Genomic DNA, 24,434 nt, shown 5'->3' on the forward strand with positions numbered 1-24,434 from the left:
TTTACAATTCCACCCCATGAAGAAGCTGCTGCTGTTCTGCCTCCTCTCGGCCATGGCCGCCGCCCAGACGCTCTCGCCCGCGGTCCGCGAGTACGTGAAGATTGACTCGCCGGTCGTCGCTCTCACCCACGTCCGCGTCATTGACGGCACCGGCGCACCTGCGAAAGAAGACCAGACCGTGGTCCTCGCCAGCGGATGGATCCAATCTGTCGGCGGCCCCGTCCCGGCCGACGCCAAGGTCCTCGACCTCGCCGGCCGCACCGTTCTGCCCGGCATGGTGATGGTGCACGAGCACCTGTTCTATCCCGCGGGCGGCGCCGTCTTCCACGAGATGGCGTACAGCTTCCCGCGGCTCTACCTGGCCGCCGGCGTCACCACCATCCGCACCGGCGGCAGCATCGAGCCTTACACCGACCTCGAGATCAAGAAGCTCATCGACGCGGGCCAAACGCCCGGCCCCAAGATGCACGTCACCGGGCCCTACCTCGAAGGCAAGGGCTCGTTCACGCCGCAGATGCACGCCATTCCTGACCCTGACGACGCGCGCCGCACGGTGAACTTCTGGGCCGACCAGGGCGCCACCTCGTTCAAGGCCTACAACTTCATCACGCGCGACGAGTTGAAGGCGGCCATTGACGCCGCCCACGCTCGCGGCTTCAAGGTCACCGGACATCTCTGCTCCATCGGCTTCCGCGAAGCCGCCGAGCTGGGCATCGACGACCTGGAACACGGCTTGGTGGTGGACACCGAGTTCTTTCCCGAGAAGAAGCCCGACCAGTGCCCCAATCCGACCAAAGCGGTCGTCCATTTGACCAGCATGGAAGTCGCCGGGCCGGAGATCCAGCAAACCATCCGCACGCTGGTCGAAAAAAAGGTGGCAGTCACCTCCACCCTGCCGGTCTTCGAGATGTTCGTCCCCGGCCGCGCGGCGACGCCGCAGCGCGTGCTCGACGCTATGAGCGAGAATGCCCGCGTCAGCTTCCTCACCTCGCGCGCCCGCCTGGACGACGCCGCCCGCAACCAGCAGCGCTATGGCCGGCCGGACTCCCCGTGGACCAAGGCCTTCCGCATGGAAATGGAGTTCGAGTACGCCTTCGCCAAAGCCGGCGGGCTGCTCATCGCGGGGGTCGATCCCACCGGCAACGGCGGCGCGCTGCCCGGCTTCGGTGATCAGCGCCAGGTCGAGCTGCTGGTCGAGGCCGGCTTCACCCCGCTCGAGGCCATCAAGATCTGTACCTGGAATGGCTCGCAATTCCTCGGCGTCGCCGACCGGGTGGGCTCGATCGCTCCCGGCAAGGCCGCCGACCTCATCGTGGTGAAGGGCGACCCGGGCAAGAACATCGCCGACATCGAGAACGTGGAGATCGTCTTCAAGGACGGCGTCGGCTACGACTCGGAAAAGCTCATCCAGTCGGTGCGCGGGCTGGTGGGAATCCGCTGAAACTCCGCTTGAGACTTGGAACTCGAAACCCGAAACTGATCCTGGCCTCGGCTTCGCCCCGCCGCGCCGAATTGCTGCGTAACGCCGGAATCGCTTTCACGGCGCAGGCCACCAGGATTCCCGAGCGCCGGCGGCAAGGGGAATCACCCAGGAAATTCGCCGAGCGCCTGGCGCGGGAGAAGGCGCACGCCATCCTCGCGCAGCGCCCGCGCAGTCTTGTCCTCGGCGCCGACACCATCGTGGTCGTTCGCGGCAAAGTCCTGGGCAAGCCTCGCGACCACAGCGACGCCAGGCGCATGCTGCGCCTGCTATCCGGGCGCTCTCACCAGGTCACGACAGCCGTCTGCCTCGCCGGCCCGAGCTTCGAAGACCTCCGCTCGGAGACCACGCGGGTGACCATGCGCAAGCTGAGCCAGAAGGAGATCCGCGACTACGTCTCGAGCCGCGAGCCTAGGGACAAAGCCGGCGCCTATGCCATTCAGGGAATCGCCTCGCGCTGGATCTCACGCATCGAGGGATGCTACTTCAACGTGGTGGGCCTGCCCGTGCCCCTGGTCTACCGCATGCTCCAGGCGCACGACTGCCTCTAAGTCTGGCTAAAGGAAGAAAAGCTGGAATCGGGCAGGAAAGACTCGGCGGAGCCGCGCTACTTCTTCTCCGGCTCTTTTTCGCCGTCTTTGACCGAGGACTTGAAGTTGCGGATGCCCTCGCCCATGCTCTTGCCCAGATTCGCCAGACGGCCCGGACCCCAGATGAGCAGGACAATGGCCAGGAGTATGAGAATCTCGGGCAAACCCAACTTACCACCGAACATGGTGCCTCCACTGGCTCCGATTCTAGGCCCTGTTTACTGAGGAGTCAAAGGCATCCGGCTGGGGTCAGATAGCTTCAATGAGTCCTGCCAGCAGCGCCGCCCGCCGCGGCAGCTCCGCGACCAGCACCGATTCGTGCTTGGCGTGCGCACCCTCGCCCACTCCTCCCAGACCATCGAGGGTTGGGATGCCGAGGGCGGCCGTGAAGTTGCCGTCCGAGCCTCCCCCGACCGCTGCCTCCCGCAAATCCATGCCCAACGACTTGGCCACGCCCTTCGCCAGGCCGTAGAGCCGCGCCACCGCCGGGCTCCGCGGCATAGGCGGACGCTCGATCCCGCCGCTTACCTCCAGCCGGCAGCGCCCGTCGAAGGGCTTCAGGGAGCGGAACTTCCGCTCCAGAGTTCGCGCGTCGCTCGGCCGCTGGATGCGGACGTCCACCTCCGCCACCGCCTCGCCGGCGATCACGTTGGTCCGCGTCCCGCCGCGGATCACGCCCACGCTCACCGTGACTCCACGCTTCAGGTCGGTGAACTCTTCCAGGCGCGCGATCTGCCGCGCCAGCTCCGCGATGGCGCTCGCGCCCTTCTCATAGTCCAGGCCGGCGTGCGCCGCCTTCCCGGTCACCCGCACGATGTACTCGCCCACTCCCTTGCGCGAGGTCTTGACCGCTCCCTCCAGGCCATGCGCCGGTTCGCACACCAGCACCGCCGCCGACCTTCGGGCCAGGCCTTCGATGAGCGCGCGCGAGGACTCGCTGCTCACCTCTTCGTCGGAGTTCAGCAGCACGGTGACCCGGCGCTGCAGGCCGCCGCGCACCTCGCGCAGCGCCGTCAGGGCGAAGATCATCTGGGCGATACCGGACTTCATGTCGAAGACGCCCGGCCCCCATGCGCGCCCGTCACGCACCGCGAAGGGCATGGCGTCCAGCGTGCCAATCTCCCAAACCGTGTCCAGATGCCCCAGCAGCAGGATGGGCGGGCCGCCACCGGCCTTCGCCGGAAACTCCACCTGCAGGTTGTCGCCGGCGCGCGAGTCCGGGTGGACGATGATTTGGCCGCCCACCCGCTTGAATTCTGCGGCAACGAACTCTCCCAGCCGGTCCACCGCCGCCTTGTCGTGGCTGGGCGACTCCATCTCCACCAACTCCCGCAGCGTTTGGAGCATTACCTCCCGCTGCCGCTCCAGAAACCGGAGCAGCTCGCCCACGCCGCCCGGCTCATCCTCCGGCATCACGGCCTTACGGTTCGGAATGGACTTTTTCATCGGCGCTCGCGCTCCCGCTTTACCTGCGCGCGGAATCCACTATAATCAACCGCCTGTAAACATAGCATTTCACCATGACGGAAGCCGCAAATCTCCCGGTGGAACTCTCCGAAGGCCCGGCCGACTCGACCGTGCTGGATGTCACCCAGATCCAGCGCATCCTGCCGCACCGCTATCCCTTCCTGCTGATCGACCGGGTCATCAGCCTCACGCCCAGGAAGCGCCTCGTCGCCCTGAAGAACGTTTCCGCCAACGAACCCCACTTCGCCGGACACTTCCCGGGCTACCCCATCATGCCCGGGGTGCTGATTATCGAGGCCATCGCCCAGGCGGGCGGCACGCTGGTGCTCAGCGAGATCCCGGACCGCGAAGACAAGCTCGTGGTCTTCACCAGCATCGAGCGCGCCCGCTTCCGCAAGCCCGTGGTCCCCGGCGACCAGCTACGCATCGAGGTGGAGGTCCTGGCCTGGCGCAAAACCGCCGTGCGCATGCGGGGCACGGCCTATGTGGGCGACAAGCTGGCCTGCGAAGCCGTGGTCAGCTGCGCACTCGTGGACCGACCAGCTTCCCCCAATGCCGGGGCTCCCTCGCCGTAGCTCCCGCATGCCCATTCATCCGACTGCGATTGTCGATCCCGGCGCGCACATTCCCTCGTCCTGCAGCATCGGCCCCTACTGCGTGGTCGGAGCCGGGGTGGAGATGGGCGAGGACTGCGAACTCGTCTCCCATGTCACCCTCGACGGCCCCACGCGCTTGGGGAGCCACAACCGCATCTTCCCCTTCGCCTCCGTGGGCCAGGAGCCCCAGGACCTGAAGTTCCAGGGCGAGAAGACGCGCCTGGAGATCGGCGACCACAACATCATCCGCGAATTCGTCACCCTGCATCGCGGCACGCCCGGCGGCGGCGGCGTCACCCGCATCGGCAGCCACACGCTCATCATGGCCTACGCCCACGTCGCCCACGACTGCATCGTCGGCGACCACTGCATCCTCGCCAACGCGGCTACCCTGGCCGGCCACGTGACCGTCGAAGAGTGGGCGGTGGTCGGGGCGTTCTCCGCGGTGCACCAGTACGGGCGCGTCGGAGCCCACGCCTATATCGGCGGCGGAACCATCATCACCCGGGATGTGCTGCCCTTCTCCAAGACCAGCGCCGCCCGCGAGGCCCGCGCCTACGGCGTGAACTCCACCGGCCTGGAGCGCCGCGGCTTCACCCCGGAGCGCATCCGCCAGCTCCGTCACGCCTTCAAGGTCCTGATGGCTTCGAAGCTCAATACCTCGCAGGCCCTGGAGCGACTCAAGGCGGAGGGTGACCTGGGCGAGGACGTGGCTCAACTCCTGCGCTTCATCGAGACCAGCGAACGCGGCGTCATCAAGTGACCGCGCTGGCGGCAAGGTTCTCGCTACCGATTCGCGCGGATTGGCACCGATACCTGTAAAATCCGTGTTCATCCGTGTAATCCGTGGCGAACCAGGAAAAACTCGGCCTCATCGCCGGCAACGGGCGCTTCCCGCTGCTGGTGCTGGACGCCGCCCGCGCCCGCGGCCTCGACGTGGTCGTAGCAGCCATCCAGGAGGAGACCTCCCCGGAGATCGAGTCGCACGGCGCCGCAGCCGTTTACTGGATGTCCCTGGGCGACCTTTCCAAGCTCATCGACACCTTCAAGCGCGAAGGCGTCACCCGAGCCATCATGGCCGGGCAGGTGAAGCACAAGCAGATTTTCTCCAGCATCAAGCCGGACTGGCGCCTGGCCAAACTGATAGTGTCGCTCACCACGCGCAGTACCGATTCCCTGATCGGCGCCGTGGCCAAAGTCCTGGCCGACGAAGGCATCACCCTGCTGGACTCGACTTCGTTCCTCGAGCCGCTGCTGGCCCGTGCCGGCGTGCTGACCAAACGCGCTCCCAGCGAGGAAGAACGGAAGAACATCGCCTACGGGCGCGCGGTCGCCCGCCACCTGGCGCAGTACGACATCGGCCAGACGGTAGTCATCGCCGAATCCGCCTGCGTCGCCGTCGAAGCCATGGAGGGCACAGACGCGACCATCCAGCGCGCCGGCGAGATCATGCGCGGACTGGAAGGCACGGCCTCGACCCTGAGTCGCGCGCTCACCGTGGTCAAGGTCGCAAAGCCCAACCAGGACATGCGCTTCGACGTCCCCGTCATCGGCCTCTCGACCATCGAGACCATGCAGCGCGCCGGCGCCACCTGCCTGGCGATTGATGCCGGCAGGTGCCTGCTGCTCGACGGCGATAAGATTGTCGCGGCTGCTGACGCCGCTGGCATCAGCATCGCCGCCACTTCGGTCGAGGCGTCGTCATGAGTGAGACCGAACGCATCGCCGACCAGCTCCACCGCGCCTACCACGGCGGCGCCTGGCACGGCCCAGCGTTGTGCGAGCTGCTGGTCGGCGTCACCGCAAGGCAAGCTGCGGCGCGGCCACTCGCCGGCACCCACAGCATCTGGGAACTCGTCCTGCACATCACCGCCTGGAAGAAGGCGGTACGCCAGCGTGTGATGGGAAAAGCCATCGAGCTTTCTCAGCGCGAGGACTGGCCGCCCGTTGGCAAAGCCAGCGCCGCCGCCTGGCGGAAGGCCCTCAACGCGCTGGAGCGGGCGCATCGCGAACTTGAGAGGACCGTTGCCCGGCTGCCGGAATCGCGGCTGAAGCGCATCGTCCCTGGCCGCAAGCACACGGTCTACTTCCTGCTCCACGGCCTGGTGCAGCACGACCTCTACCACGCCGGCCAGATCGCCCTGCTGAAGAAGCCGAGGACGAAGCGTTGACGTCAGACAAGCCAATCCGCGCGGCGGTCGTCGGGGTGGGCGCCTTTGGGTGCAACCACGCGCGGGTGTACCGCGAACTGGCCCAGCAGGACGGCAATGTCGAGCTGGCCGGCCTCGTGGACAGCCACCCGGCTCGCGCCGCCGCGGCAGCCACTGAATACGGCACAGCCGCCTTCGCCTCGCTGAAGGAACTGGTGCAGTCCGGCGTCCAGGCGGCGAGCATCGCCGTTCCCACCGTCGAGCACCTGAAGGTCGCGCGCGAGCTGATGGAAGCCGGCGTGGACGTGCTCGTCGAAAAGCCGCTCGCCTCCTCGCTGGCCGAAGCCGATGAGCTCATCCGCATCGCGCAGCGCACCGGGCGCGTCGCCCAGGTGGGACATCTGGAGCGCTTCAATCCCGCGGTGCGCGCCACGCTGCCGCTGGTGACGCAGCCGCTCTTCTTCGAGGTTCACCGCCTCAGCGTCTTCACGCCCCGCGCGCTGGACGTGGACGTGGTCCTCGACCTCATGATCCACGACCTCGACATCGTGCTCAGCTTCGTGAAATCGCCGGTGAAAGAAATCCGCGCCGTCGGCCTGCCCATCCTCTCCGGCAAAGTGGACATCGCCAACGTGCGCATGGAGTTCGACTCCGGCTGCGTAGCCAACTTCACCGCCAGCCGCGTCTCGACTGAAAAGGTGCGCAAACTGCGCTTCTTCCAGCCCCACCAGTACGTCTCCGTGGACTATAGCCGGCAGGACGTGCTGGTCTTCAGCGTCGCGGGCGACCCCGGCGCCGCTCAGGACGCGAAGGCCGCGGAGCCGCCCGCGCATCCCTCCAGCCCCAACATCGGCGTGACCCGGCCGGCAGTAACGGCGGAAGAGCCGCTGCATGCCGAGCTGCGGTCCTTCCTCGACGCCGTCCGCCGGCGTTCCAAGCCCGTCGTCCCGCTCGAGGACGGCCGCCGCGCCCTGGCCGTCGCTCTCGACATCCTGACCCAGATCCGCGAGCACGGCCGCCGTATTAATCTCGAAGGAATAGTGCGACAATAGTTACTAGGGAGCCGCCGGTGGCGGCAGCCTGCCGGCCCCTTCCGGCATCCAATCGCTAACAACTCTGGCCGGCGGCCGGGGTTCACGCTCAATCAGTCCCTTGGCTGTGTCTCCCATCCCGCCCCTGGAATACGCGCCGCGCCGCGGGGATGCTCCCCCACCCGGGCTGCACGACGTCCCCGTCCTGCTCATCGAGTACGCCGACGAGAGCGCGCGCTGGCGCCTGCTGGCCATCGCGTTGTTGTCAGTCCTGTTTCACATCGCCCTGATTTCCTCGCTGCCCCTGCTGGGCCGGCTGCTCCCGGAGCGCTCTTACATCGCTCTGGCCGTTCCCATGGACATGTTCAAGGGCAAGGACTTTACCTTTCTTGCGATGCCTCCTGACTCGCAGAAGCTCGACCATCCGACCAACACCAACATCCTCTCCGACAAGAACCGCATCGCCACTTCGCGCGCTCCCTCGCCGGACAGGAAGGTGCTCGACCAGCTGGTGGACGCCGCGCGTCCCGGCGCTCCCGGCCTGAGCGCGCCTCCGGCGCCGCCGCCCCAGCCCGGCTCACAGGCGGCACCATCCGGAGCAAGCCGTGCAGGCTCGCCCCCGACCCAGTCGGGGCCCGCCAACCAGATGGCCGAGCTGCAGCCCCCTGCCTTCGCCGGCAAGGGCGGCTTTGGCAACGGGGTGTCCGCCGGCTCCGCCATCCAGCAGGCGGCGCACGCCGCCGCTGCCAACCGCGGCGGCACGGGCGGGATGGACGGCGACTTCGGCCTGGGCTCTTCGCCGCGCGGCAACGTCCGCAGCGGCTTCGACGTCTTGAGCGACACCATGGGCGTGGATTTCGGCCCCTACCTGGCTCGCGTCGTCCACGACGTCCGCGCCAACTGGATCATCCTGATCCCCGAAGTCGCGCGCGCGCCGCTGATGAAGCGCGGCCGCGTGGTCATCCAGTTCGCCATCCTCAAGGACGGCAGCGTCGCCGGCCTGAAGCTCGACAGCACCTCGGGTGACATCGCGCTCGACCGCGCCGCCTGGGGCGGCGTCACCGCTTCCAACCCGTTCCAGCCCCTGCCCCCGGAGTTCCGCGGCCAGTACCTCGCGCTCCGCTTCTATTTCTTCTACAACCAGGACCCGGAGAAGGAAGGCCTGCGGTAGCGTTTTTCGCGGTTGTCATCCTGAGTCCCGCCTAGCGGGACGAAGGACCTTGCGTTTCGCCGCGAGCGCCACGAAAGCCCCGCGTTAGAATGACCCCGTGCGACCCCTGCGCCAGCAAGTCCTCGGCTACCTCATCATCGCGCTGCTCATTCTGGCGCTGATCATCGCGCGCCACTTCCGGCATATCCCCTGGGGCGCGCGCTGACTCCGTGAGCCGCCCGGGCAAAAATGTGTGGATGCGGGCGACCTCGCCCGCACGCGCGGCCGAGTCGGCTGCTTCCACACAGGCCAGGCAGGAGCCCCTGCTGGTGGTCATTCTCGGCCCCACCGGGAGCGGCAAGACCGCGCTCTCTCTCGCCCTGGCCGAGCGCTTCCAGGGCGAGATCGTCAACTGCGACTCCGTCGCCCTCTACTGCGAGGTAGAGATCGGGACGGCCAAGCCCACGGCCGCCGAGCGCGCTCGAGTCCCCCACCATCTCTTCGACATTGCCGGACTCGACGAAGCGGTCACTGCCGGCGACTACGCCCGCCGCACCCGTGTCGTGCTGGCCGAGATCGCCGGCCGGGGCAGGATTCCCATCGTGGTCGGCGGGACCGGATTTTATCTGCGCGCGCTGCTCGAAGGACTCTTCTCCGGCCCGCCACGGGCGGAAGAGTTGCGCCAGCGTCTGCGCGCCCGCGCCACGAAGGCCGGGAAGGCTACAAAGAACGACCCGGCGGGCCTGCACCGGCTGCTCCAGCGCCTGGACCCGGCCGCCGCCGCCAAGATCCACGCCAACGACACGCCCAAGCTCATCCGCGCGATCGAGGTCGGCATGCAGTCGCGCGAGAAGATGTCCGAGCTGTGGCAGCGCGGCCGCGAGCCGCTTACTGGCTTCCGCGTTCTGCGGATTGGCCTCGACCCGGAGCGCAACGCGCTCTACGCCCGCATCAATGAGCGCGCCCGCCACATGTTCGACTCCGGGCTAGTGGAGGAGACGCGCGCGCTGCTCGCGAAGTACGGCGACGCCCGGCCGCTCCAGTCCCTGGGCTACAAGCAGGCCGGACAACTGCTGCGCGGCGAGATTGACCGCAAGCTTGCCATCTGGGCCACCCAGCAGGCCCACCGCAACTACGCCAAGCGCCAAATGACATGGTTCCGGCGCGAGCCCGAGGTGCACTGGCTCAAGAGCTTCGGGGACGTCATGCAAATCCAGTCTGAAGCTATGGATCTAGTTCAGTCCGCTGCTAGTCGCACAGCCGGGGGCGACTGCGCCGTATGACCTGAGCACTGACAACCGCCAACCGCTCTGGTATTGTCACTAGCCATGTTCCGGCGGCTGCTCGTCCTCCTGCTCCTGCTCGCGCCGCTGGCCTTTCCCAAAGACAAGTACCAGCAGCCCGGGCCCGTCCACCTCGACCATGACGGCGAGAAGTGGGCGGAGAAGACCCTGCGCAAGCTCACGCTCGAAGAAAAGATCGGGCAGATGTTCATGCTGCGCGCGCCGGCCGAGTTCCTGAACCTGGCCAGCCCGGAGTACACACAGCTCCGCGACAGCATCCAGAAGTACCACGTGGGCGGACTGCTGCTGACGGTGCGCTTCGAGGCTCCGTTCCTCTACCGCAATCCGCCTTACGAGGCGGCCATGTTCGCCAACCAGTTGCAGGGCGAGTCGGAGCTGCCGCTGATCGTGGCCGCCGACTTCGAGCGCGGCCTGGCCATGCGCTTCTACTCCACCACGGGATTTCCCCACGCCATGGCCTTCGCCGCCACCGGCAAGCCGGAGTACGCCGCGACGCTCGGCCGGGTGACGGCGCGGGAGTCGCGCGCCATTGGCGTGGAGTGGGGTTTCTTCCCGGTGGCGGACGTGAACTCTTCGCCGAACAATCCCATCATCAATACTCGCGCCTTCAGCGAGGACCCGCAGGAGGCCGGGACCTTCGCTGCCGCCTACATCAAGGCGGCGCGCGAGAACGGCCTGTTGACCACGGCCAAGCACTTCCCCGGACACGGCGACACCGATACCGACTCGCACCTCTCGCTGGCGCGGGTGACCGGCGACCGGGCGCGCCTGGACGCGGTGGAGCTGGTCCCGTTCCGCAAAGCGATTGAGGCCGGGGTGGATTCGGTGATGGTGGCGCACCTGACGGTGCCGGCGCTCGAGCCCGATCCCGAGCGCATCGCGACCACCTCGCCGGCGGTGGTGACACGGCTGCTGCGGGGTCAGCTCGGCTTCCGGGGAGTTGTCGTCACCGACGCCATGGACATGAACGCGCTCACCCGGCTCTTCCCCGCCGAGCCGGGAAAGAACGCGTCGGGGCGCGCGGCGGTGGAAGCGGTGAAGGCGGGCAACGACGTGATCCTGCTGCCCGCCGACCTCGATGGGTCGTTCAACGCGCTGCTGGCGGCGGTGCAGAGTGGCGAGATCTCGGAAGAGCGCATTGACGCCTCGGTCCGACGCATCCTGCGGCTGAAGGCCTCCGTGGGCCTCAACAAGGCGCGCCTGGTGGACATTGGAGCCCTTTCCAGCATCATCGCCCGGCCGGAGAATCTGGCCGCCGCGCGCGAGGTGGCCGAGACCGCCGTGACCCTGGTGCGCGACAACGGGCAGGTACTGCCGCTCAAACACAATGGAACCCCGGCTCCGGCCGGCGCGTATACCACACCAGGGGAAGGACAGAAACGCCTGGTGGCGGTGCTGTTCACCGACGACGTGCGCACGGAGTACGGGCGGGTATTCGAGCAGGAGCTGCGCGCGCGCGTTCCGGATGCCCGCATCTTTTTTGTCGATCCCCGCAGCGCCGCGGCCCTGGGGGATTCGATCGCCAACGCGGTTGCGCAGGCGCGCGCGGTGGTAGCGGCGGTGTACGTGACTCCCTCGGCAGGGAAAAAGGTCCAAGTGCAGGGCGTGACCACCAATTCGGTTTCTCTCGACGACGCAACCGCCGCCCTGCTCAACCGCATCCTCGAGCAGGCGGCGCCGCTGACGGTGGTGGTGGCGCTGGGCAGCCCATACGTTGCCGCCGGCTTTCCCCAGACCCAGAATTATCTCTGCACTTTTTCCGGGGTGCCGGTTTCGGAGACAGCGGCCGTGAAGGCGCTGTTTGGAGAGATCCCCATCCACGGGCGGCTGCCGGTAACCATTCCCGGCGTGGCCGAGCGCGGCGCCGGGCTCGACCGCCCGGCACAATCCACATTCTTGCGGCACTCTCAAGGAGGCTTTCATGCGAGACCAAGAACGATTCCATAGGCTGGCCCGGGGCGGAGCCGCCGCTGCGACGGCAGCGGTGCTTCTGCTCGGCCTCAGCGCCTGCAGCATGAACGTGGGCAAGCAGGGCGAAGCCAAGAAGAGCGTGGACATCCAAACGCCCTTCGGCGGCCTCAAGGTGCGCACCGAGGTCGACCCCAAGGAGATCGGCCTGCCGGTGTACGCGGGCGCGCGTCGCGTGCCGGACGAGGGCCACGATTCGAGCAGCGCCAACGTCACCCTGGGACTCCCTGGCTTCGGCCTGAAGGTGATTGCAGCGAAGTTTGAATCCGACGATTCCTCGGACAAAGTGCTCGAGTTCTACCGCAAGGAGTTGAAGACTTACGGCAGCGTCACCGAGTGCAAGGGCGGCATCAACCTGAAGGGCGATCCCGGCAACCAAGAGATCACCTGCAAGGAAGGCTTGGGGGCGGAGATGCGAAACAAGGTGGAGCTGGCGGTTGGCAAGGGCTCCAGCCACCGCATCGTTTCGGTGGAGCCGCTGACAAAAGGATGCAAGTTCGCCCTGGTCTATCTCCAGATGCACGGCGGCAAGGAAAGCACCATGTAGCCGGGGTTGCGCCACCGCCCGGACTTCCTGTAGCTTGACCTGCGCGTGGAACATCTCTGCCCCAGTTGCGGCGCTTCGATCCAGGAGGGCGTCCCTTTTTGCGGACAGTGCGGTGCCCGGCTGGCGCCGCTGGGGGATCCGGCCCCGCAAATCCTCGCAGTAGCCGCTGCTGCACCAAGCCCTCCTCCGCCGGCGCCTTCGCCCGCGATTCCGCCTTCTACGCCCCGCATTGACTGGCACAAAGCCTGGCCCGGCGTGCTCATCGCCGGAGGCGTGGCGGGACTGATCTCCGCCGCTCCCGTGCTGAGCATCGGATGCTGCCTGTGGGTGCTGGCCGCGGGCGCAGTTTCGGTCCTGTTCTACCGCAACCGCGCCGCCATCAGCGTTCCTGTCGGCCTGGGAGCGCGCCTGGGCACCGTCACTGGGATGGTGGCCTCGCTCGTCAACTCCGCCGTCACCACTCTGACCATCCTGGTGATGGGCTCGGGCAAGATGCGCGACACCATGCGCCAGGCCATGGAGCAGTCCGCCACCCGCAATCCCGATCCCAACGCTCAGCAAATGGTCCACGGGATCATGCAGTTCATAACCTCCCCCGGCGGTTTCGCGCTCATGATGACCCTTGGATTCGCCATCAACTTTCTTGCACTGATGGCCTTCGCCGCCGCCGGCGGAGCCTTGGGCGCTTCACTGTTCGGGAAGCGGAAATCAAGCCAGTAAGTCTTTCATTAACAGTCACTTAGATTGGCGGCGACCTCCGCGCCCGGACCCGATCCCCGAGCCCGCTTCGGCACCTCCACCTCGTAGCCAGAAACTCGAAGCTGTTATGATTTCGCTCGCATGGCTTCCCAGCCCCGAATGCGACCGCCCGAACTGCGCGAAAAGGCGCAATTGATGTCCGCTTCGGAGATCGAGCGCACTCTGGTGCGTCTGGCGCACGAGATTGTGGAGAAGAACGCCGGGGTCGCCAACCTGGGTCTGGTGGGGATCCGGCGGCGGGGCGTGCCGCTGGCCGAGCGGCTGGCGCGGCTGATCCAGCGCATCGAGCGGACGCGCATCCCGGTGGGGACTCTGGACATCACGTTCTACCGCGACGACCTCTCCACCGTGGGACCGAAGCCCGTGGTGCAGAAGACGCCGATGGAGTTCGCGGTGGCGGGCATGGACATCATCCTGGTGGACGACGTGCTCTATACCGGCCGCACCGCGCGCGCCGCCCTCGACGCCCTCTTCGACCACGGACGCCCGCGGCGCGTGCAGCTCTGCGTGCTCATCGACCGCGGGCATCGCGAGCTTCCCATCGAAGCCACTTTTGTCGGCCGCACCACCCAGACCACCGCTGAAGAACTTGTCGAAGTGCGGCTCAAGGAGACTGACAGCACGGAAAAAGTCCTGCTTCTGGCCGGGAAGCCGGCCGAGCGCTCTACCAAGAAGCCGGGGAAACCCTTCGCCGACGCATGAAAACCAAGCGCCGCTCCCTTCTCGACATCGAATCGCTGGCGACGGACGAGATTACCGCGTTGCTGCGCCTGGCCCGGCGCATGAATCCCGCCAAGCCGCGGCCGCTCCTGCGCAAGAAGCGCGTGGCGCTGCTCTTCTACGAAGCCTCTACCCGCTCCCGGGTCTCGTTCGAGTTTGCCGCCAAGGCGCTGGGCGCGACCACCAGCGTCATCCACGCCGAGGCTTCCAGCATCGAGAAGGGCGAGTCGCTGCTCGATACCGGCTACACCCTGCGGGCGCTGGGCGCGGACTTGATCGTGGTTCGCCATCCCGCCGCCGGAGCGCCGCATCTGATGGCCCGCCACCTCGACATCCCGATCATCAATGCCGGCGACGGCATGCACGAGCATCCCTCCCAGGCGCTGCTCGACGCTTTTACCATCCTGCGGCATAAGAGGAATCTTCGCGGGCTGCGCGTGGTGATCGTGGGCGACATCTACCACAGCCGCGTGGCTCGATCGAACGTCCACCTGCTGAGCCAGTTCGGCGCTCAAGTCACTCTCTGCGGCCCGGTCGAGATGGCCCCGGACGTCGCCGCCACGCTCGCCCCCCGAGTCCGCGTCACGCGGCACTTCGAGGAAGCCCTGCGCGGCGCCGACGTGATCATGATGCTGCGGGTGCAGAAAGAGCGCCTGGCGGGACGGCAGATCAAGGTGGGCGAGTACGTCGCCGGCTATCAGCTCACCAGCGAGCGCCTGCGCTTGGCGCGGCGGGACGCCCTGGTGATGCATCCCGGACCCATTATCCGCGGCATGGAGCTGACCGCCGAGGTCGCGGATGGGCCGCAATCCGTGATCCTTGAGCAGGTGCAGAACGGTGTGGCGGTGCGCATGGCCATCCTCGCCAGTTCGATGGGAGTGGCGCGATGACCCGCGACAGCAAACCCGTGTCCTGGCTGCTGAAGGGCGGCCGCGTCATCGACCCTGCCTCGCGCATCGACGCGGAGATGGACGTGCTCCTGCGCGATGGCCGCGTCGCCGAGATCGCGCCGCGCAACAAGCTCCGCGGCTCGGCCGACGAGACCTTCAACGCCCGCGGCCTCATCGTCGCTCCCGGCTTCATCGACCTGCACGTTCACCTGCGCGAGCCCGGCCAGTCGCACAAGGAGACCATCGCTACCGCCACCGCCGCCGCCGCCGCCGGAGGCTTCACCTCCGTCTGCGCCATGCCCAACACCTCGCCGGTGAACGACTCCCCGGAAATCACCACCTGGATGCAGGACCCGGCGCGGGGCGCGGTGGTCAACGTCTTTCCCGTGGCCGCCGCCACTCTGGGCAGCAAGGGAGAGCAACTTACGGACTTCCGCGCGCTGCAGCGCGCCGGGGCAGTCGCCTTGACCGATGACGGTAGGCCCATCCTGGGCGACGAACTCATGCGCGACGTTCTGCACGCCGCGGCGGCGCTGAACCTTCCCGTCATGCAGCACGCAGAGGACACGCGGCTGAGCGCCGGCTGCTCCATGAACGATGGGCCGACGGCGTTCCGCCTGGGCTTGCGCGGCATGAGCGCGGAATCCGAGGCCGCCATCGTCGATCGCGACGCGCGGCTGGCGCAGGCCGCGGGAGCCCACCTGCACGTGGCCCACATCTCCACCGCTCAGACCATCAAGGCCGTCCGCCGCGGGCGCCGCAACCGCGCCCACGTCACCTGCGAGATCACACCCCACCACTTTGCGCTCACCGATGAGAACGTCGGCGACTACAACACCCACTGCAAGATGAACCCGCCGCTGCGCTCCGCCGACGACCGCGAGGCCCTGCTGATCGCGCTGGCCGACGGCTCGATCGACGCCATCGCCACCGACCACGCGCCCCACGCGGCGCACGAAAAGCAGGTGGAGTTCGAGCGCGCCGCCTTCGGCGTCACCGGGCTGGAAACGGCGCTGGGCCTGGCCATCACCAAGCTGCAGCGCGAGCGCAAGATCGGTTTGACCCGCATCATCGAACTGCTCTCCACCAATCCCGCGCGCATCGTCGGCCTAAAAGGACGCGGCAGCCTGGCACGCGGCTCCATCGCCGACGTCACCATTTTCGACCCCGGCGTCCGCTGGACCTTCCACGCGGAAAAGTCGCGCTCCAAGTCGCGCAATACTCCCTTCGACGGCTGGCAGCTCACCGGCAGAGTTGTGGCTACGATTGTGGGCGGGCACTTCGTTTACCGGCTGGACTGATTCACCGCACAGTCACGGAGGCGCTGAAAACATCGCGCTTCATCGAGTTCGCGACCAGGGACCCGGCGGCAAGCCCCAGCAGCGCACCCAAGATCAACCGGGTCAGCTTCCAATTCCCGTGCCACGCAGCGGCCTCCGTCAAAACGTCCGCGAGGTTGAGGGCCGCAAACAGCGCCAATCCTGCTAGGAGCACCCGTCGAGGCGCCGGAATCCACGCTCCCACCGCCGCTCCCAGGTAGATCCCCAGGCAGCGTGCGCAAACGGCGACAGGCCCGCCAAAGATCCAGAACAACCGCGCCGGGTCTTGATGGCAGACCGGCGAGAAGAAGAGAAGAATCCCGAAAGCCGTCAGGCCGTAGCCGCCGGCAGAAAGGACCGGCGCCATCACCGCCGCGCCGGCAAGCGCCGTGGGAAGGGCCGACACCGCAGCCCAGCGCGTTGGAATCCAATCTCTCAATGGGCCAGGATGCCTTTCTTCTTCCCTACGCGTTTCAGGATCTCCAGCGCCTGCTCCAGCTCCTCGCGCGTGTGGGTGGCGGTCACGATGGTGCGGATGCGCGCCTTGCCCTCGGGCACGGTGGGGAAGGCGAGACCGGTGCCCATCACGCCCTCGGCGAACAGCTCGCGCGAGAACTCCATGGTCAGCCTTCCGTCGCCGATGATGATGGGCGTGATCGGCGTCTCGCTCTTGGGCGTGGTGACCCCGCCGATGTTGAACCCCAGGGCTGCCAACTCCTTCTTCCAGAAGCGCGTGTTCTCCCACAGCTTCTCGATGCGCTCCGGCTCGTTTTCCAGAACATCAAAAGCCGCGATGCAGGTGGCCGCCACGGCCGGCGGATGCGAGGTGGAGAACAGGAAAGGCCGGGCGCGGTGGTAGAGGAACTCGATGAGGTCGCGCGTGCCGCAGACGTATCCGCCCAGCGCTCCGATGGCTTTGGAGAGCGTACCCACCTGCACGTCCACGCGGCCGTGGACGTTGAAGTGGTCGATGGTGCCGCGGCCGTTGTGCCCCAACACCCCGGAGGCGTGCGCGTCGTCCACCATCATGATGGCGCCGTACTTCTCCGCCAGCTCGCACAGAGGCGGCAGCGGCCCGATGTCGCCGTCCATGGAAAAGACGCCGTCGGTGATGAGCAGCTTGCGCCCGGGCTGGTCTTTGACGGAGGCCAGTTGCTCCTCGGCGTGCGTTATGTCCTTGTGGCGGAAGACGAGGATCTTCGCGCGCGAGAGGCGCGCCCCGTCGATGATGGAGGCGTGGTTGAGCTCGTCGGAGATGATGAAGTCGTCCTTGCCCAGGATGGCGGAGACCGTACCAGCGTTGGCGGCGAAGCCCGATTGGAAGACCACGCAGGCTTCCACGCGCTTGAAGCGCGCGATGCGCTCCTCCAGTTGCATGTGCAGCGTCATGGTGCCGGCGATGGTGCGCACCGCGCCCGAGCCCACGCCGTACTTCTTGGTCGCCGCGAGCGCCGCCTCCCGCAGCTTGGGGTGCGTGGTCAGCCCCAGGTAGTTGTTGGACGCCAGGTTGATGACTTTCTTGCCGTCAAAGGTGCACAGCGGCGCCTGCTCGTCTTCGAGCACGCGCAGCTTGAAGTAGGTGCCTTTTTCTTTCAGGTTGTTCAACTCGCCGGAAAGATAGGAGAGAGGATTGGTGCGCGCAGTCGTCGTGGCCATGGCCGGATAAGTCTAAAACAACCGCCGTAGAGACGTTGCATGCAACATCTCTGCCCTCAGGGCGTCTTCCTCTGGGCCAGCGCCTGCTCCGCCTGCCACAGGTGTCGCCGCTCGTGTGCCGCTAGCACATGGAAGCAGGAATAGGCGTTGTAGCGCATGCGCTTCGAGAATGGGGAGGTGATGGTGGTCTTCTCCAGCGCCTTGCCCCGCGCCGCTTCCAGCAGCCTCAGAAGCTCGTCCTGAGAGGCAAGGAAGGCGGCCAGCACCTGCTCGGGGGACGCGCCCCTCTGCGGCTCCATGCTGGGCATGGTCTTCACCCCGCTGCGATAGGGTGGCTCCAGGATCCAGCGCAGCAGTCGCCCGCGAAAGTCCATGCCGTAGGGACCGTCGCCCGGCGGCGCCTGCTCCAGCGCCCCGCGGATGAGCAGAGGATAGTGCTGGTTGGTAAGCGTGAGGTGGGCGATGCACTCCGCCGCCGACCAGCGCTCGGGCTGCGGGCGGCGGGTGAGGATATCCGAGCTATTTCCGGTGAGCAACTGCTTGGCCTGCGAGGAGGCCGCCTCGAACTGAGCCTTGACCTCGTCGAGCTGCTGGCTGCCGTTTGCCAATCACTTTACCCCGTTGGGGTACAGCAGGATCTTCGAGGCCTCTCCGGTCTTCAGCCGTTCCATCCCCTTGTCAAAGTCGCGCATGGAGAGGCGGTCGGTGATCACAGGATGCAGGTCGAGTTTGCCGCTCTTGAGCAGCGCGGTCATCTGGTACCAGGTCTCGTACATGCGCCGCCCGTTGATGCCCTGGATGGTGATGCCCTTGAAGATGATGTCCTCGGAAAAATTGAGCGAGATGGGCTTGGAGGTCAGTCCCAGCAGGGAAAGGCGTCCGCCGCGGCGCACCACGTCGAAGGCGGTGCGGATGCCGTCGGGGTGGCCGGACATCTCCAGCACTACGTCCGCGCCCACGCCATCGGTGGCGTCAAAGATGCGCGCCTTCACATCGTCGGTGGCGGGATTGAGCACCAGGTCGGCTTTCATCGTCTCCGCCAGCTTGCGGCGATGCTCGTTGACCTCGACGGCGAAGACCTGGGTCGCGCCCGCGGCCCGCGCCACCGCGATGGCGAACAGCCCGATGGGCCCGCAGCCGGTGATGGCCACCGTCCGGCCGGCGATGGGGCCCGCCAGCACGGTGTGCACAGCGTTGCCCAGCGGGTCGAGCACCGAGGCGTACTCCACGGGAATGGCGGGATCGATCTTCCAGATGTTCGACTCGGGGATGCGCACGTACTCGGCGAAGGCGCCGTCGGAATCCACGCCGATGATCTTCACGTTCTGGCAGATGTGGGCTTCGCCGATGCGGCACTGGAAGCACTCGCCGCAGGCCACGTGCATTTCGGCGGAGACGAAGTCGAACGGCTTGACGGCGGTGACCTCACGGCCGACCTCGGCCACCTCGCCGCAGAATTCGTGCCCGGGGATGAGCGGCGGATGGATGCGCCGTTGCGCCCATGCGTCCCAGTTGTAGATGTGCAGGTCGGTACCGCAGACCGAGGCCACCTTCACCCGCACCAGCACGTCAGTGGGGCCGAGGCTGGGGATGGGGACGTCGCGGAGCTCCACGCCCGGCTTGGCCTCCGGCTTCACCACCGCCAGCATGGTCTCAGGCATCAGGAATCACCGCGCGCATTCTAAATCACGCCTTTATGTTTCGCTTGCCCCAGCCGCCGCCGCCGGGCGACTCGATGCGCACTCGCTCGCCCACCCGTAGCCGCGCGCTTGTCTTGCCGGGCAACTCTTCGACCGAGCCGTCGCGGCGAATGATCTGCGTCCTTCCGGGCGCGCCCGCATCGCCGCCGGCCAGGCCGTAGGGCCCGCGGGAGCGGCGGTCGGCGAGCACCGCGATGTCGGAGTCGGTCAACACTTCGATCTCGCGCACGATGCCGTCGCCGCCGCGGAATCTTCCAGGGCCGCCCGAGCCCGGGCGCAGGGAGTAGCGCGTCACACGGAAGGGATAGGCGTGCTCGAGCGCCTCCGCCGGCGTGTTGAGCGAGTTGGTCATGTGGGTGTGGATGCCGGAGACGCCGTCCTTGGTAGGCCGCGCACCCATGCCGCCGGCGATGGTCTCGTAGTATGCGAAGGGTTCGCCGCTCCTGGGATCGATCCCTCCCAGGGTGAGGTTGTTCATCGTCCCTGACGAGCCGGCCGGGATGCGCTGCGGAATGGCCTGGGCCAGCGCGCGCAGCAGGACGTCCACGATGCGCTGCGAGGTCTCTACGTTTCCTCCGGCCACCGCGGCCGGCGGCCGCGCGTTCACTATGCTGCCCTCGGGCGCAATCACGCGGATGGGTCGCATCAGCCCCGCGGTCGCCGGTACGTCCTCCGCCAGCAGGCAGCGAAAGACGTAGAAGCACGCCGAGTAAGTGATGGCCTCCACTGCGTTGACGCTGCCCGCCACCTGCGGGTCGCTGCCGGTGAAGTCCACGGTGACGACGGGACCGCGGCCGAGGGCGGCCGCGCCACGTGGCCCGGTATGGAACGCGATGCTGACGGCGATGCGGATGGGGCGGTCCGTGATGCCGTCGTCGTCCAGAAAATCCTCGGCACGGAAGGTTCCGCGTGGGACATGGGCGAGGAAGGCGCGCATCACCTCCTCAGAGTAATCAAGCAGCGCACTCATCGCGCGGCGGACGCGCGGTCGGCCGTAGCGCACGCACACCTCGCGCAGGCGCGTGGCCCCGGTGTGGCAGGCGGCGAGCTGCGCCCCCAAGTCGCCTTCGCGCTCGCGCGGCGTGCGCACGTTGGCCAGTAGCAGCGCCAGCACGTCTTCGTCCGTCTTGCCCCTGCGCACCAGTTTCACCGGCGGGATGCGGACGCCTTCCTGGTAGATCTCGCGGCACGGGCCCATGGAACCGGCGTAGGCGCCGCCGACATCGGCGTGGTGCGCGCGGGAGGCTACGTAGAAGTCGGGCGCGCGGCCGAGGGCGGCCGCGCCATGTGGTCTTGTGTTGTACACCGGCGCCACCAGCGTGATGTCCGGCAAGTGGGTGCCGCCGCAAAAGGGATCGTTGAGCATGGCGACGTCCCCGGGCGCGAGCGGAAAGGCCCGGATGGCGGCGCGCACCGACATGGGCATGGAGCCCAAGTGCACGGGCATGTGATCCCCCATGGCCACCACCTCGCCGCGCGCGTCGAACACCGCGCAGGAGTAGTCGCGCCGCTCTTTGATGTTGGGGGAGAAGGCGGTGCGGCGCAGCGCCGCGCCCATCTCTTCCGCGATGGAGTGGAAGAGGTTCTTGAAAACCTCGAGCTCGATGGGATCGCGCCGCACCTTCCCTGTCCGCCTCCGAAAGAGTCTACGTCATGGCGATTCCCCTCCCCGGTCTCCGGCGCAGGCGAGCCGGCGGCCCGCCCGCGGCATCTTTTTTTGTTGACATGCTTCGGCTTCTGCCCCAACATCTAGTGCAGTACCTCATACCCACACCACAGATTGGGCCATGAGGGCAAATCGGGCCCCAAACTTCTAGGGAGGAAAGCCAACTGATGAAGAAAAAGAAAAAGGCAAAGAAGAAAAAGAGGTAACAACAGCGAGGCCAAAACCTCGCTTCTAAAAAGGGAGCCTGCAACAGGGTTCGAGGGCCGCCGCGCAAGCGCTGGCCCTCTCTCATTTTCGTCGCTGTACTCTGCGGTTGACGCTGGGGCGCACGCGCCGTAGTATCGCGCTAACACGCTTCCCCTCATGCCCACGCGAACCAAGTCCCGCTCCAGCCGGTCGACGCCCTCCGAAGTCGTGGTTCCCGACAAGCTCTATTTCCGCATCGGCGAAGTGTCGCGGCTATGCCGTCTGCCGGCCTACGTGTTGCGCTTCTGGGAGACAGAGTTTCCCCAGCTCCGGCCCACCAAGAGCAGCACCGGGCAGCGGATGTACCGCCGGCGCGATGTGGAGAGCGTCCTGGTGATCAAGCGGCTGCTGTACGAGGAAGGCTTCACCATCGCCGGGGCGCGCCAGCACTTGCGGGCGGAGGTCAAGGCCGGCAAGGAGCAGCCCGCGCTTCCCTTTTCGCGCAAGGCTTCCCAGGAAGGGCTGCTCGCCGTCCGCCACGGTTTGAAAGAGATTCTGGAGATCCTCTCCGCGCGGCACTAAGCGGGCGCGGGGCTCAGGTGAGCTTCAGGTAGTCATCGATCCAGGGCCGGAGCTGCAGGCGGCGGTCGTCCGCCGGCTCGAAGCGCAGGCCCACCAACTCGGGCTCGTGCCGCCACAGGATGGTGGCTCCCACCTTCACCCCGGTCTCGTTGGGCAATTTGAAGGAAACTTCGCCCGCGTGGTCCACGGAGACGCGCGTCGACGTGATTACCGACATGCCGCCATAGCTCAGGTCGCGGGTGAGGCCGGCGACCTTCCCGCCGCCCATCAGATCCATCACGCACTCCAACACGATGGGGACGCGGATGTAGCGGCGCAGCTCATGGATGATGAGCAGGTGGGCGGAGCGCACGCCGCGCATGGCGTCCTGGCGCTCCAGCGGATCGCGCAGCAGGGCGTTGATGCCGTATTTGGAGAAACGCAGGGCCTGCGGCGTGCTGGAACAAATGCCCAGGATGGGCACGTTGCGGTTGCGGGCGGAATCCCGCAGGGTCTGGAGGGTGCGCTCCGCGCCCTCGTCCAGCCGCAGCACGCAGGCTTCAAACTTTTTCTGGTTCACAAGCTTCGCGACGTCTCCGGAGACGGTCTCGCTCGCGATGGAGAACTGGCGAAAGACGCCGCCCAGCAACTCGGCTTCATCCTTTTCCAGGTGAATGAGCAGCGCGGTGGGTCCGTGCTTGGCCTTGCCTTTGTTTTCCGGCGGCATGAGGGTTTGGGGGTCGAGCCATCAAGTTTCGGCTATCCAGCGGCCCAGGTCAAAGAGAAAATATTTCCCCTTGCAGAAACGCTCAGGGAGCCCGGCCGGGCAGCTCGGGGTCGCCGGTGATCAGCCGCGTGCCGCGCTGGTAGGTGATGTACGCCCAAGTCCACTGGATGAAGACCAGCAGGCGGTTGCGGAAGCCGATGAGCCAGAAGATGTGGATGGTGAGCCAGGCCCTCCAGGCGATGAGCCCGGAGATGCGCATGCGCCCGAAGTCGGCGACCGCGGCGGCGCGCCCGATGGTCGCCAGGTTCCCCCGGTCCCGGTAGCGGAAGTTCTGGCGGGGCTCCGAGCGCAGGTCGCGCGCGATGTTTTCCGCCGCGGCCCCCTGATAGAGCAGCGGCTGGAAGGTGTGGTGGTTCTTGCGGTCCACCAGCGTGATGCGCACGGGATGCCGCGCCAGCGCGCGCGCGGCGTACAGCCCGCCAAAGCCGCCGCCGAGGATGACGACGTGAGGAGGGTTGACGGTCTTCTCCATGGGCGGTCCCATTAGCTTTAGATGAACCACAAAGAAGAGAGCCGCGAAGATGTGCGAAAACTGAGGTCGCGGTTGTAGAATGCGCGGCACTATCCCCGCTCACCGGAGGCGCGGTCTCCGCTCCGGGAGCGGGCTGTGGGGTACCCAGGAGTTCTGTTCCCATGCACTGCCTCCAGTGCGGCGCGTCCAACCTCGAGAGCCACCGTTTCTGCACCAAGTGTGGCGCCGCCCTGGCCCCGGCTTCCGCGGCCGCCGCAGCTCCGCTGGCCGTGGCCGCCGTTCCGGCTGGAGCCGGCATGCCGCCGCCGGCGCCCGCGCCGAGCCATCAGATCCACCTCATTGACTCTCTCAAGGGACGCATCGATCGCCTGGCCTCGACCGAAAAGCTGGAGGGCTTCAGCCTGAGCGAGATGTTCTCCGAGGTCTTCAAGCACCGCAGCCAGGAGGACACGGAGCAGTATTTCCTGGTGGGAACCTCGCACACCACGCCGGCCATCCAGGACTGTCCCACCGGCTGGCCCAAGCCCTGGTTCTTCATGCGCATGCTGGCGTTCCTATGCTTGACGTACGCGGTGCTCGACTACGCCCTGCACCTCTGGCCGGACAATCTGAACCTCATCCCCGGCTTGCTGATGATGGGGTCGCTGGCCGTGCCGCTTTCCACCGCCGTCCTGGTCTTCGAAATGAATACGCCGCGCAACGTCTCCTTCTACGAGGTCCTGCGCCTGTTCCTGATCGGCGGGGTGATCTCAATGCTGGTCGCGCTGTTCGAGTTCGAGTGGTCGCCGCTTTCCTGGCTGGGCAGTCCGGAGGCGGGCGTCATCGAAGAGACGGCCAAGCTGCTGACGGTGGTCGCGCTTAGCCGCGGCGGAAGCCGCTACAAGTACATCCTGAATGGACTGCTGCTGGGCGCGGCCGTGGGCGCCGGCTTCGCCGCCTTCGAAAGCGCCGGATACGCCTTCCGCTACCTGCTGATATCCAAGGGAAACTACGGCCAGATGACCAGCGTCATCTACCTGCGCGGCTTCCTCGCGCCCTTCGGGCACGTGGCCTGGACCGCCATCGCCGCCGCCGCCTTCTGGCGCGTGCGGGGAGACGCCAGCTTCCAACTCAACATGCTTTGGGACAAGCGCTTCCTCAAGGCCATGCTCATCCCGGTGGCGCTGCACATGATCTGGGATTTCCCCTACTTCCCCAGCATCTTCTTCCTGAAGTACATTGCGCTGGGCCTGGTCGCCTGGTACGTGCTCTTCGGCTTCGTCCAACAGGGCTTGCGCCAGGTGAAGAAGGAACAACTCGAGGGACTGAAGGTGCAGCTCCGCCAAACCCTGACCGGCTCGCTCAACGTGAAGGAGATCCAGGCCATGCTGGCGCAGGCCAAGGCGAGCCAGGCGGCGGAGAATGCTTAGTGGCGACCGCGAGCTGGCGGCGCTTC

Annotated in this window: 26 protein-coding genes; 17 read left to right on the forward strand and 9 right to left on the reverse strand. The window is 66.8% G+C overall.

Translation table 11 applies throughout. From position 1 onward, the window contains the following. Positions 1–16: 16 nt before the first annotated feature. Positions 17–1,441 (forward strand): amidohydrolase family protein, encoded by a 1,425-nt coding sequence (locus VGQ94_02790; protein HEV2021432.1) that lies wholly within the window; start codon positions 17–19, stop codon positions 1,439–1,441. Between the two features lie 8 nt (positions 1,442–1,449). After that, complete coding sequence (locus tag VGQ94_02795; GenBank protein ID HEV2021433.1) at positions 1,450–2,031, forward strand: Maf family protein; 582 nt, start codon at positions 1,450–1,452, stop codon at positions 2,029–2,031. 56 nt (positions 2,032–2,087) lie between these two features. Here the strand turns inward: VGQ94_02795 and tatA are convergent, their stop codons facing one another. Both tatA and VGQ94_02805 read right to left on the reverse strand, forming a co-directional pair. After that, on the reverse strand, positions 2,088–2,234 hold the full coding sequence (gene tatA, locus VGQ94_02800) for a twin-arginine translocase TatA/TatE family subunit (protein HEV2021434.1): 147 nt from the start codon (positions 2,232–2,234) through the stop codon (positions 2,088–2,090). Between the two features lie 85 nt (positions 2,235–2,319). Beyond that, the gene (locus VGQ94_02805; protein HEV2021435.1) at positions 2,320–3,516 is read right to left on the reverse strand and encodes a M20 family metallopeptidase; all 1,197 of its coding nucleotides are present in this window, start codon (positions 3,514–3,516) and stop codon (positions 2,320–2,322) included. A gap of 74 nt (positions 3,517–3,590) precedes the next feature. On the opposite strand from VGQ94_02805, the gene fabZ reads away from it, so the two are divergent. The 13 genes from fabZ to VGQ94_02870 all read left to right on the forward strand — a co-directional run bounded on the left by fabZ (position 3,591) and on the right by VGQ94_02870 (position 15,953). Further along, entirely contained in the window at positions 3,591–4,112 is a 522-nt protein-coding gene (fabZ, locus tag VGQ94_02810; GenBank protein HEV2021436.1) for a 3-hydroxyacyl-ACP dehydratase FabZ, read from the forward strand. 7 nt (positions 4,113–4,119) lie between these two features. Next, positions 4,120–4,896, forward strand: coding sequence for an acyl-ACP--UDP-N-acetylglucosamine O-acyltransferase (lpxA, locus tag VGQ94_02815; protein HEV2021437.1), 777 nt, complete (start codon positions 4,120–4,122; stop codon positions 4,894–4,896). An 83-nt stretch (positions 4,897–4,979) separates the two neighbouring features. Continuing rightward, positions 4,980–5,840 carry a UDP-2,3-diacylglucosamine diphosphatase LpxI gene (gene lpxI / locus VGQ94_02820; protein ID HEV2021438.1) on the forward strand — a complete coding sequence of 287 codons (861 nt, stop codon included), beginning with the start codon at positions 4,980–4,982 and terminating at the stop codon, positions 5,838–5,840. Beyond that, the gene (locus tag VGQ94_02825; GenBank protein ID HEV2021439.1) at positions 5,837–6,304 is read left to right on the forward strand and encodes a DinB family protein; all 468 of its coding nucleotides are present in this window, start codon (positions 5,837–5,839) and stop codon (positions 6,302–6,304) included. Before lpxI ends, VGQ94_02825 begins: the two co-directional genes overlap by 4 nt. After that, a complete protein-coding gene (locus VGQ94_02830) occupies positions 6,301–7,335 on the forward strand; it encodes a Gfo/Idh/MocA family oxidoreductase (protein ID HEV2021440.1) in 1,035 nt (344 codons plus the stop codon). Before VGQ94_02825 ends, VGQ94_02830 begins: the two co-directional genes overlap by 4 nt. Positions 7,336–7,441: 106 nt before the next feature. Next, on the forward strand, positions 7,442–8,485 hold the full coding sequence (locus VGQ94_02835; protein ID HEV2021441.1) for a TonB C-terminal domain-containing protein: 1,044 nt from the start codon (positions 7,442–7,444) through the stop codon (positions 8,483–8,485). A 236-nt stretch (positions 8,486–8,721) separates the two neighbouring features. Beyond that, positions 8,722–9,747, forward strand: a complete 1,026-nt coding sequence (miaA, locus tag VGQ94_02840; GenBank protein HEV2021442.1) for a tRNA (adenosine(37)-N6)-dimethylallyltransferase MiaA — start codon at positions 8,722–8,724, stop codon at positions 9,745–9,747. A gap of 45 nt (positions 9,748–9,792) precedes the next feature. Then, positions 9,793–11,715, forward strand: a complete 1,923-nt coding sequence (locus tag VGQ94_02845) for a glycoside hydrolase family 3 N-terminal domain-containing protein (GenBank protein ID HEV2021443.1) — start codon at positions 9,793–9,795, stop codon at positions 11,713–11,715. Next, positions 11,690–12,283, forward strand: a complete 594-nt coding sequence (locus VGQ94_02850) for a hypothetical protein (GenBank protein HEV2021444.1) — start codon at positions 11,690–11,692, stop codon at positions 12,281–12,283. Before VGQ94_02845 ends, VGQ94_02850 begins: the two co-directional genes overlap by 26 nt. A 255-nt stretch (positions 12,284–12,538) precedes the next feature. Beyond that, positions 12,539–13,003: a hypothetical protein gene (locus VGQ94_02855; protein ID HEV2021445.1), complete on the forward strand. Its 465-nt coding sequence runs from the start codon at positions 12,539–12,541 to the stop codon at positions 13,001–13,003. A 138-nt stretch (positions 13,004–13,141) separates the two neighbouring features. Continuing rightward, positions 13,142–13,744 carry a bifunctional pyr operon transcriptional regulator/uracil phosphoribosyltransferase PyrR gene (gene pyrR, locus VGQ94_02860; protein HEV2021446.1) on the forward strand — a complete coding sequence of 201 codons (603 nt, stop codon included), beginning with the start codon at positions 13,142–13,144 and terminating at the stop codon, positions 13,742–13,744. Next, a complete protein-coding gene (locus VGQ94_02865; protein ID HEV2021447.1) occupies positions 13,741–14,652 on the forward strand; it encodes an aspartate carbamoyltransferase catalytic subunit in 912 nt (303 codons plus the stop codon). The genes pyrR and VGQ94_02865 overlap by 4 nt, the downstream gene beginning before the upstream one ends. Next, on the forward strand, positions 14,649–15,953 hold the full coding sequence (locus tag VGQ94_02870; GenBank protein HEV2021448.1) for a dihydroorotase: 1,305 nt from the start codon (positions 14,649–14,651) through the stop codon (positions 15,951–15,953). The genes VGQ94_02865 and VGQ94_02870 overlap by 4 nt, the downstream gene beginning before the upstream one ends. Position 15,954: 1 nt before the next feature. On the opposite strand, the gene VGQ94_02875 is transcribed toward VGQ94_02870, so the two are convergent. The 5 genes from VGQ94_02875 to VGQ94_02895 form a co-directional block, all read right to left on the reverse strand. Continuing rightward, the gene (locus VGQ94_02875; protein HEV2021449.1) at positions 15,955–16,338 is read right to left on the reverse strand and encodes a DUF2085 domain-containing protein; all 384 of its coding nucleotides are present in this window, start codon (positions 16,336–16,338) and stop codon (positions 15,955–15,957) included. Between the two features lie 68 nt (positions 16,339–16,406). After that, positions 16,407–17,627 carry a glycine C-acetyltransferase gene (locus VGQ94_02880; protein HEV2021450.1) on the reverse strand — a complete coding sequence of 407 codons (1,221 nt, stop codon included), beginning with the start codon at positions 17,625–17,627 and terminating at the stop codon, positions 16,407–16,409. Between the two features lie 56 nt (positions 17,628–17,683). Beyond that, a complete protein-coding gene (locus VGQ94_02885) occupies positions 17,684–18,235 on the reverse strand; it encodes a DinB family protein (protein ID HEV2021451.1) in 552 nt (183 codons plus the stop codon). Further along, positions 18,236–19,288, reverse strand: coding sequence for an L-threonine 3-dehydrogenase (gene tdh, locus VGQ94_02890; GenBank protein ID HEV2021452.1), 1,053 nt, complete (start codon positions 19,286–19,288; stop codon positions 18,236–18,238). 25 nt (positions 19,289–19,313) lie between these two features. Then, positions 19,314–20,948: a hydantoinase B/oxoprolinase family protein gene (locus VGQ94_02895; GenBank protein HEV2021453.1), complete on the reverse strand. Its 1,635-nt coding sequence runs from the start codon at positions 20,946–20,948 to the stop codon at positions 19,314–19,316. Positions 20,949–21,356: 408 nt separating this feature from the next. On the opposite strand from VGQ94_02895, the gene VGQ94_02900 reads away from it, so the two are divergent. Beyond that, positions 21,357–21,761, forward strand: coding sequence for a MerR family transcriptional regulator (locus VGQ94_02900; protein HEV2021454.1), 405 nt, complete (start codon positions 21,357–21,359; stop codon positions 21,759–21,761). A 13-nt stretch (positions 21,762–21,774) separates the two neighbouring features. On the opposite strand, the gene VGQ94_02905 is transcribed toward VGQ94_02900, so the two are convergent. Beyond that, positions 21,775–22,467 (reverse strand): PilZ domain-containing protein, encoded by a 693-nt coding sequence (locus tag VGQ94_02905; protein HEV2021455.1) that lies wholly within the window; start codon positions 22,465–22,467, stop codon positions 21,775–21,777. 82 nt (positions 22,468–22,549) lie between these two features. After that, positions 22,550–23,011, reverse strand: a complete 462-nt coding sequence (locus tag VGQ94_02910) for an FAD-dependent oxidoreductase (protein HEV2021456.1) — start codon at positions 23,009–23,011, stop codon at positions 22,550–22,552. Between the two features lie 149 nt (positions 23,012–23,160). Here VGQ94_02910 and VGQ94_02915 point away from each other — a divergent pair, with 149 nt between their 5' ends. Then, positions 23,161–24,408, forward strand: coding sequence for a PrsW family intramembrane metalloprotease (locus tag VGQ94_02915; GenBank protein HEV2021457.1), 1,248 nt, complete (start codon positions 23,161–23,163; stop codon positions 24,406–24,408). Positions 24,409–24,434 lie beyond the last annotated feature (26 nt).

Source organism: Terriglobales bacterium, from assembly GCA_035937135.1.
Taxonomy (GTDB): domain Bacteria; phylum Acidobacteriota; class Terriglobia; order Terriglobales; family Acidobacteriaceae; genus DASYVL01.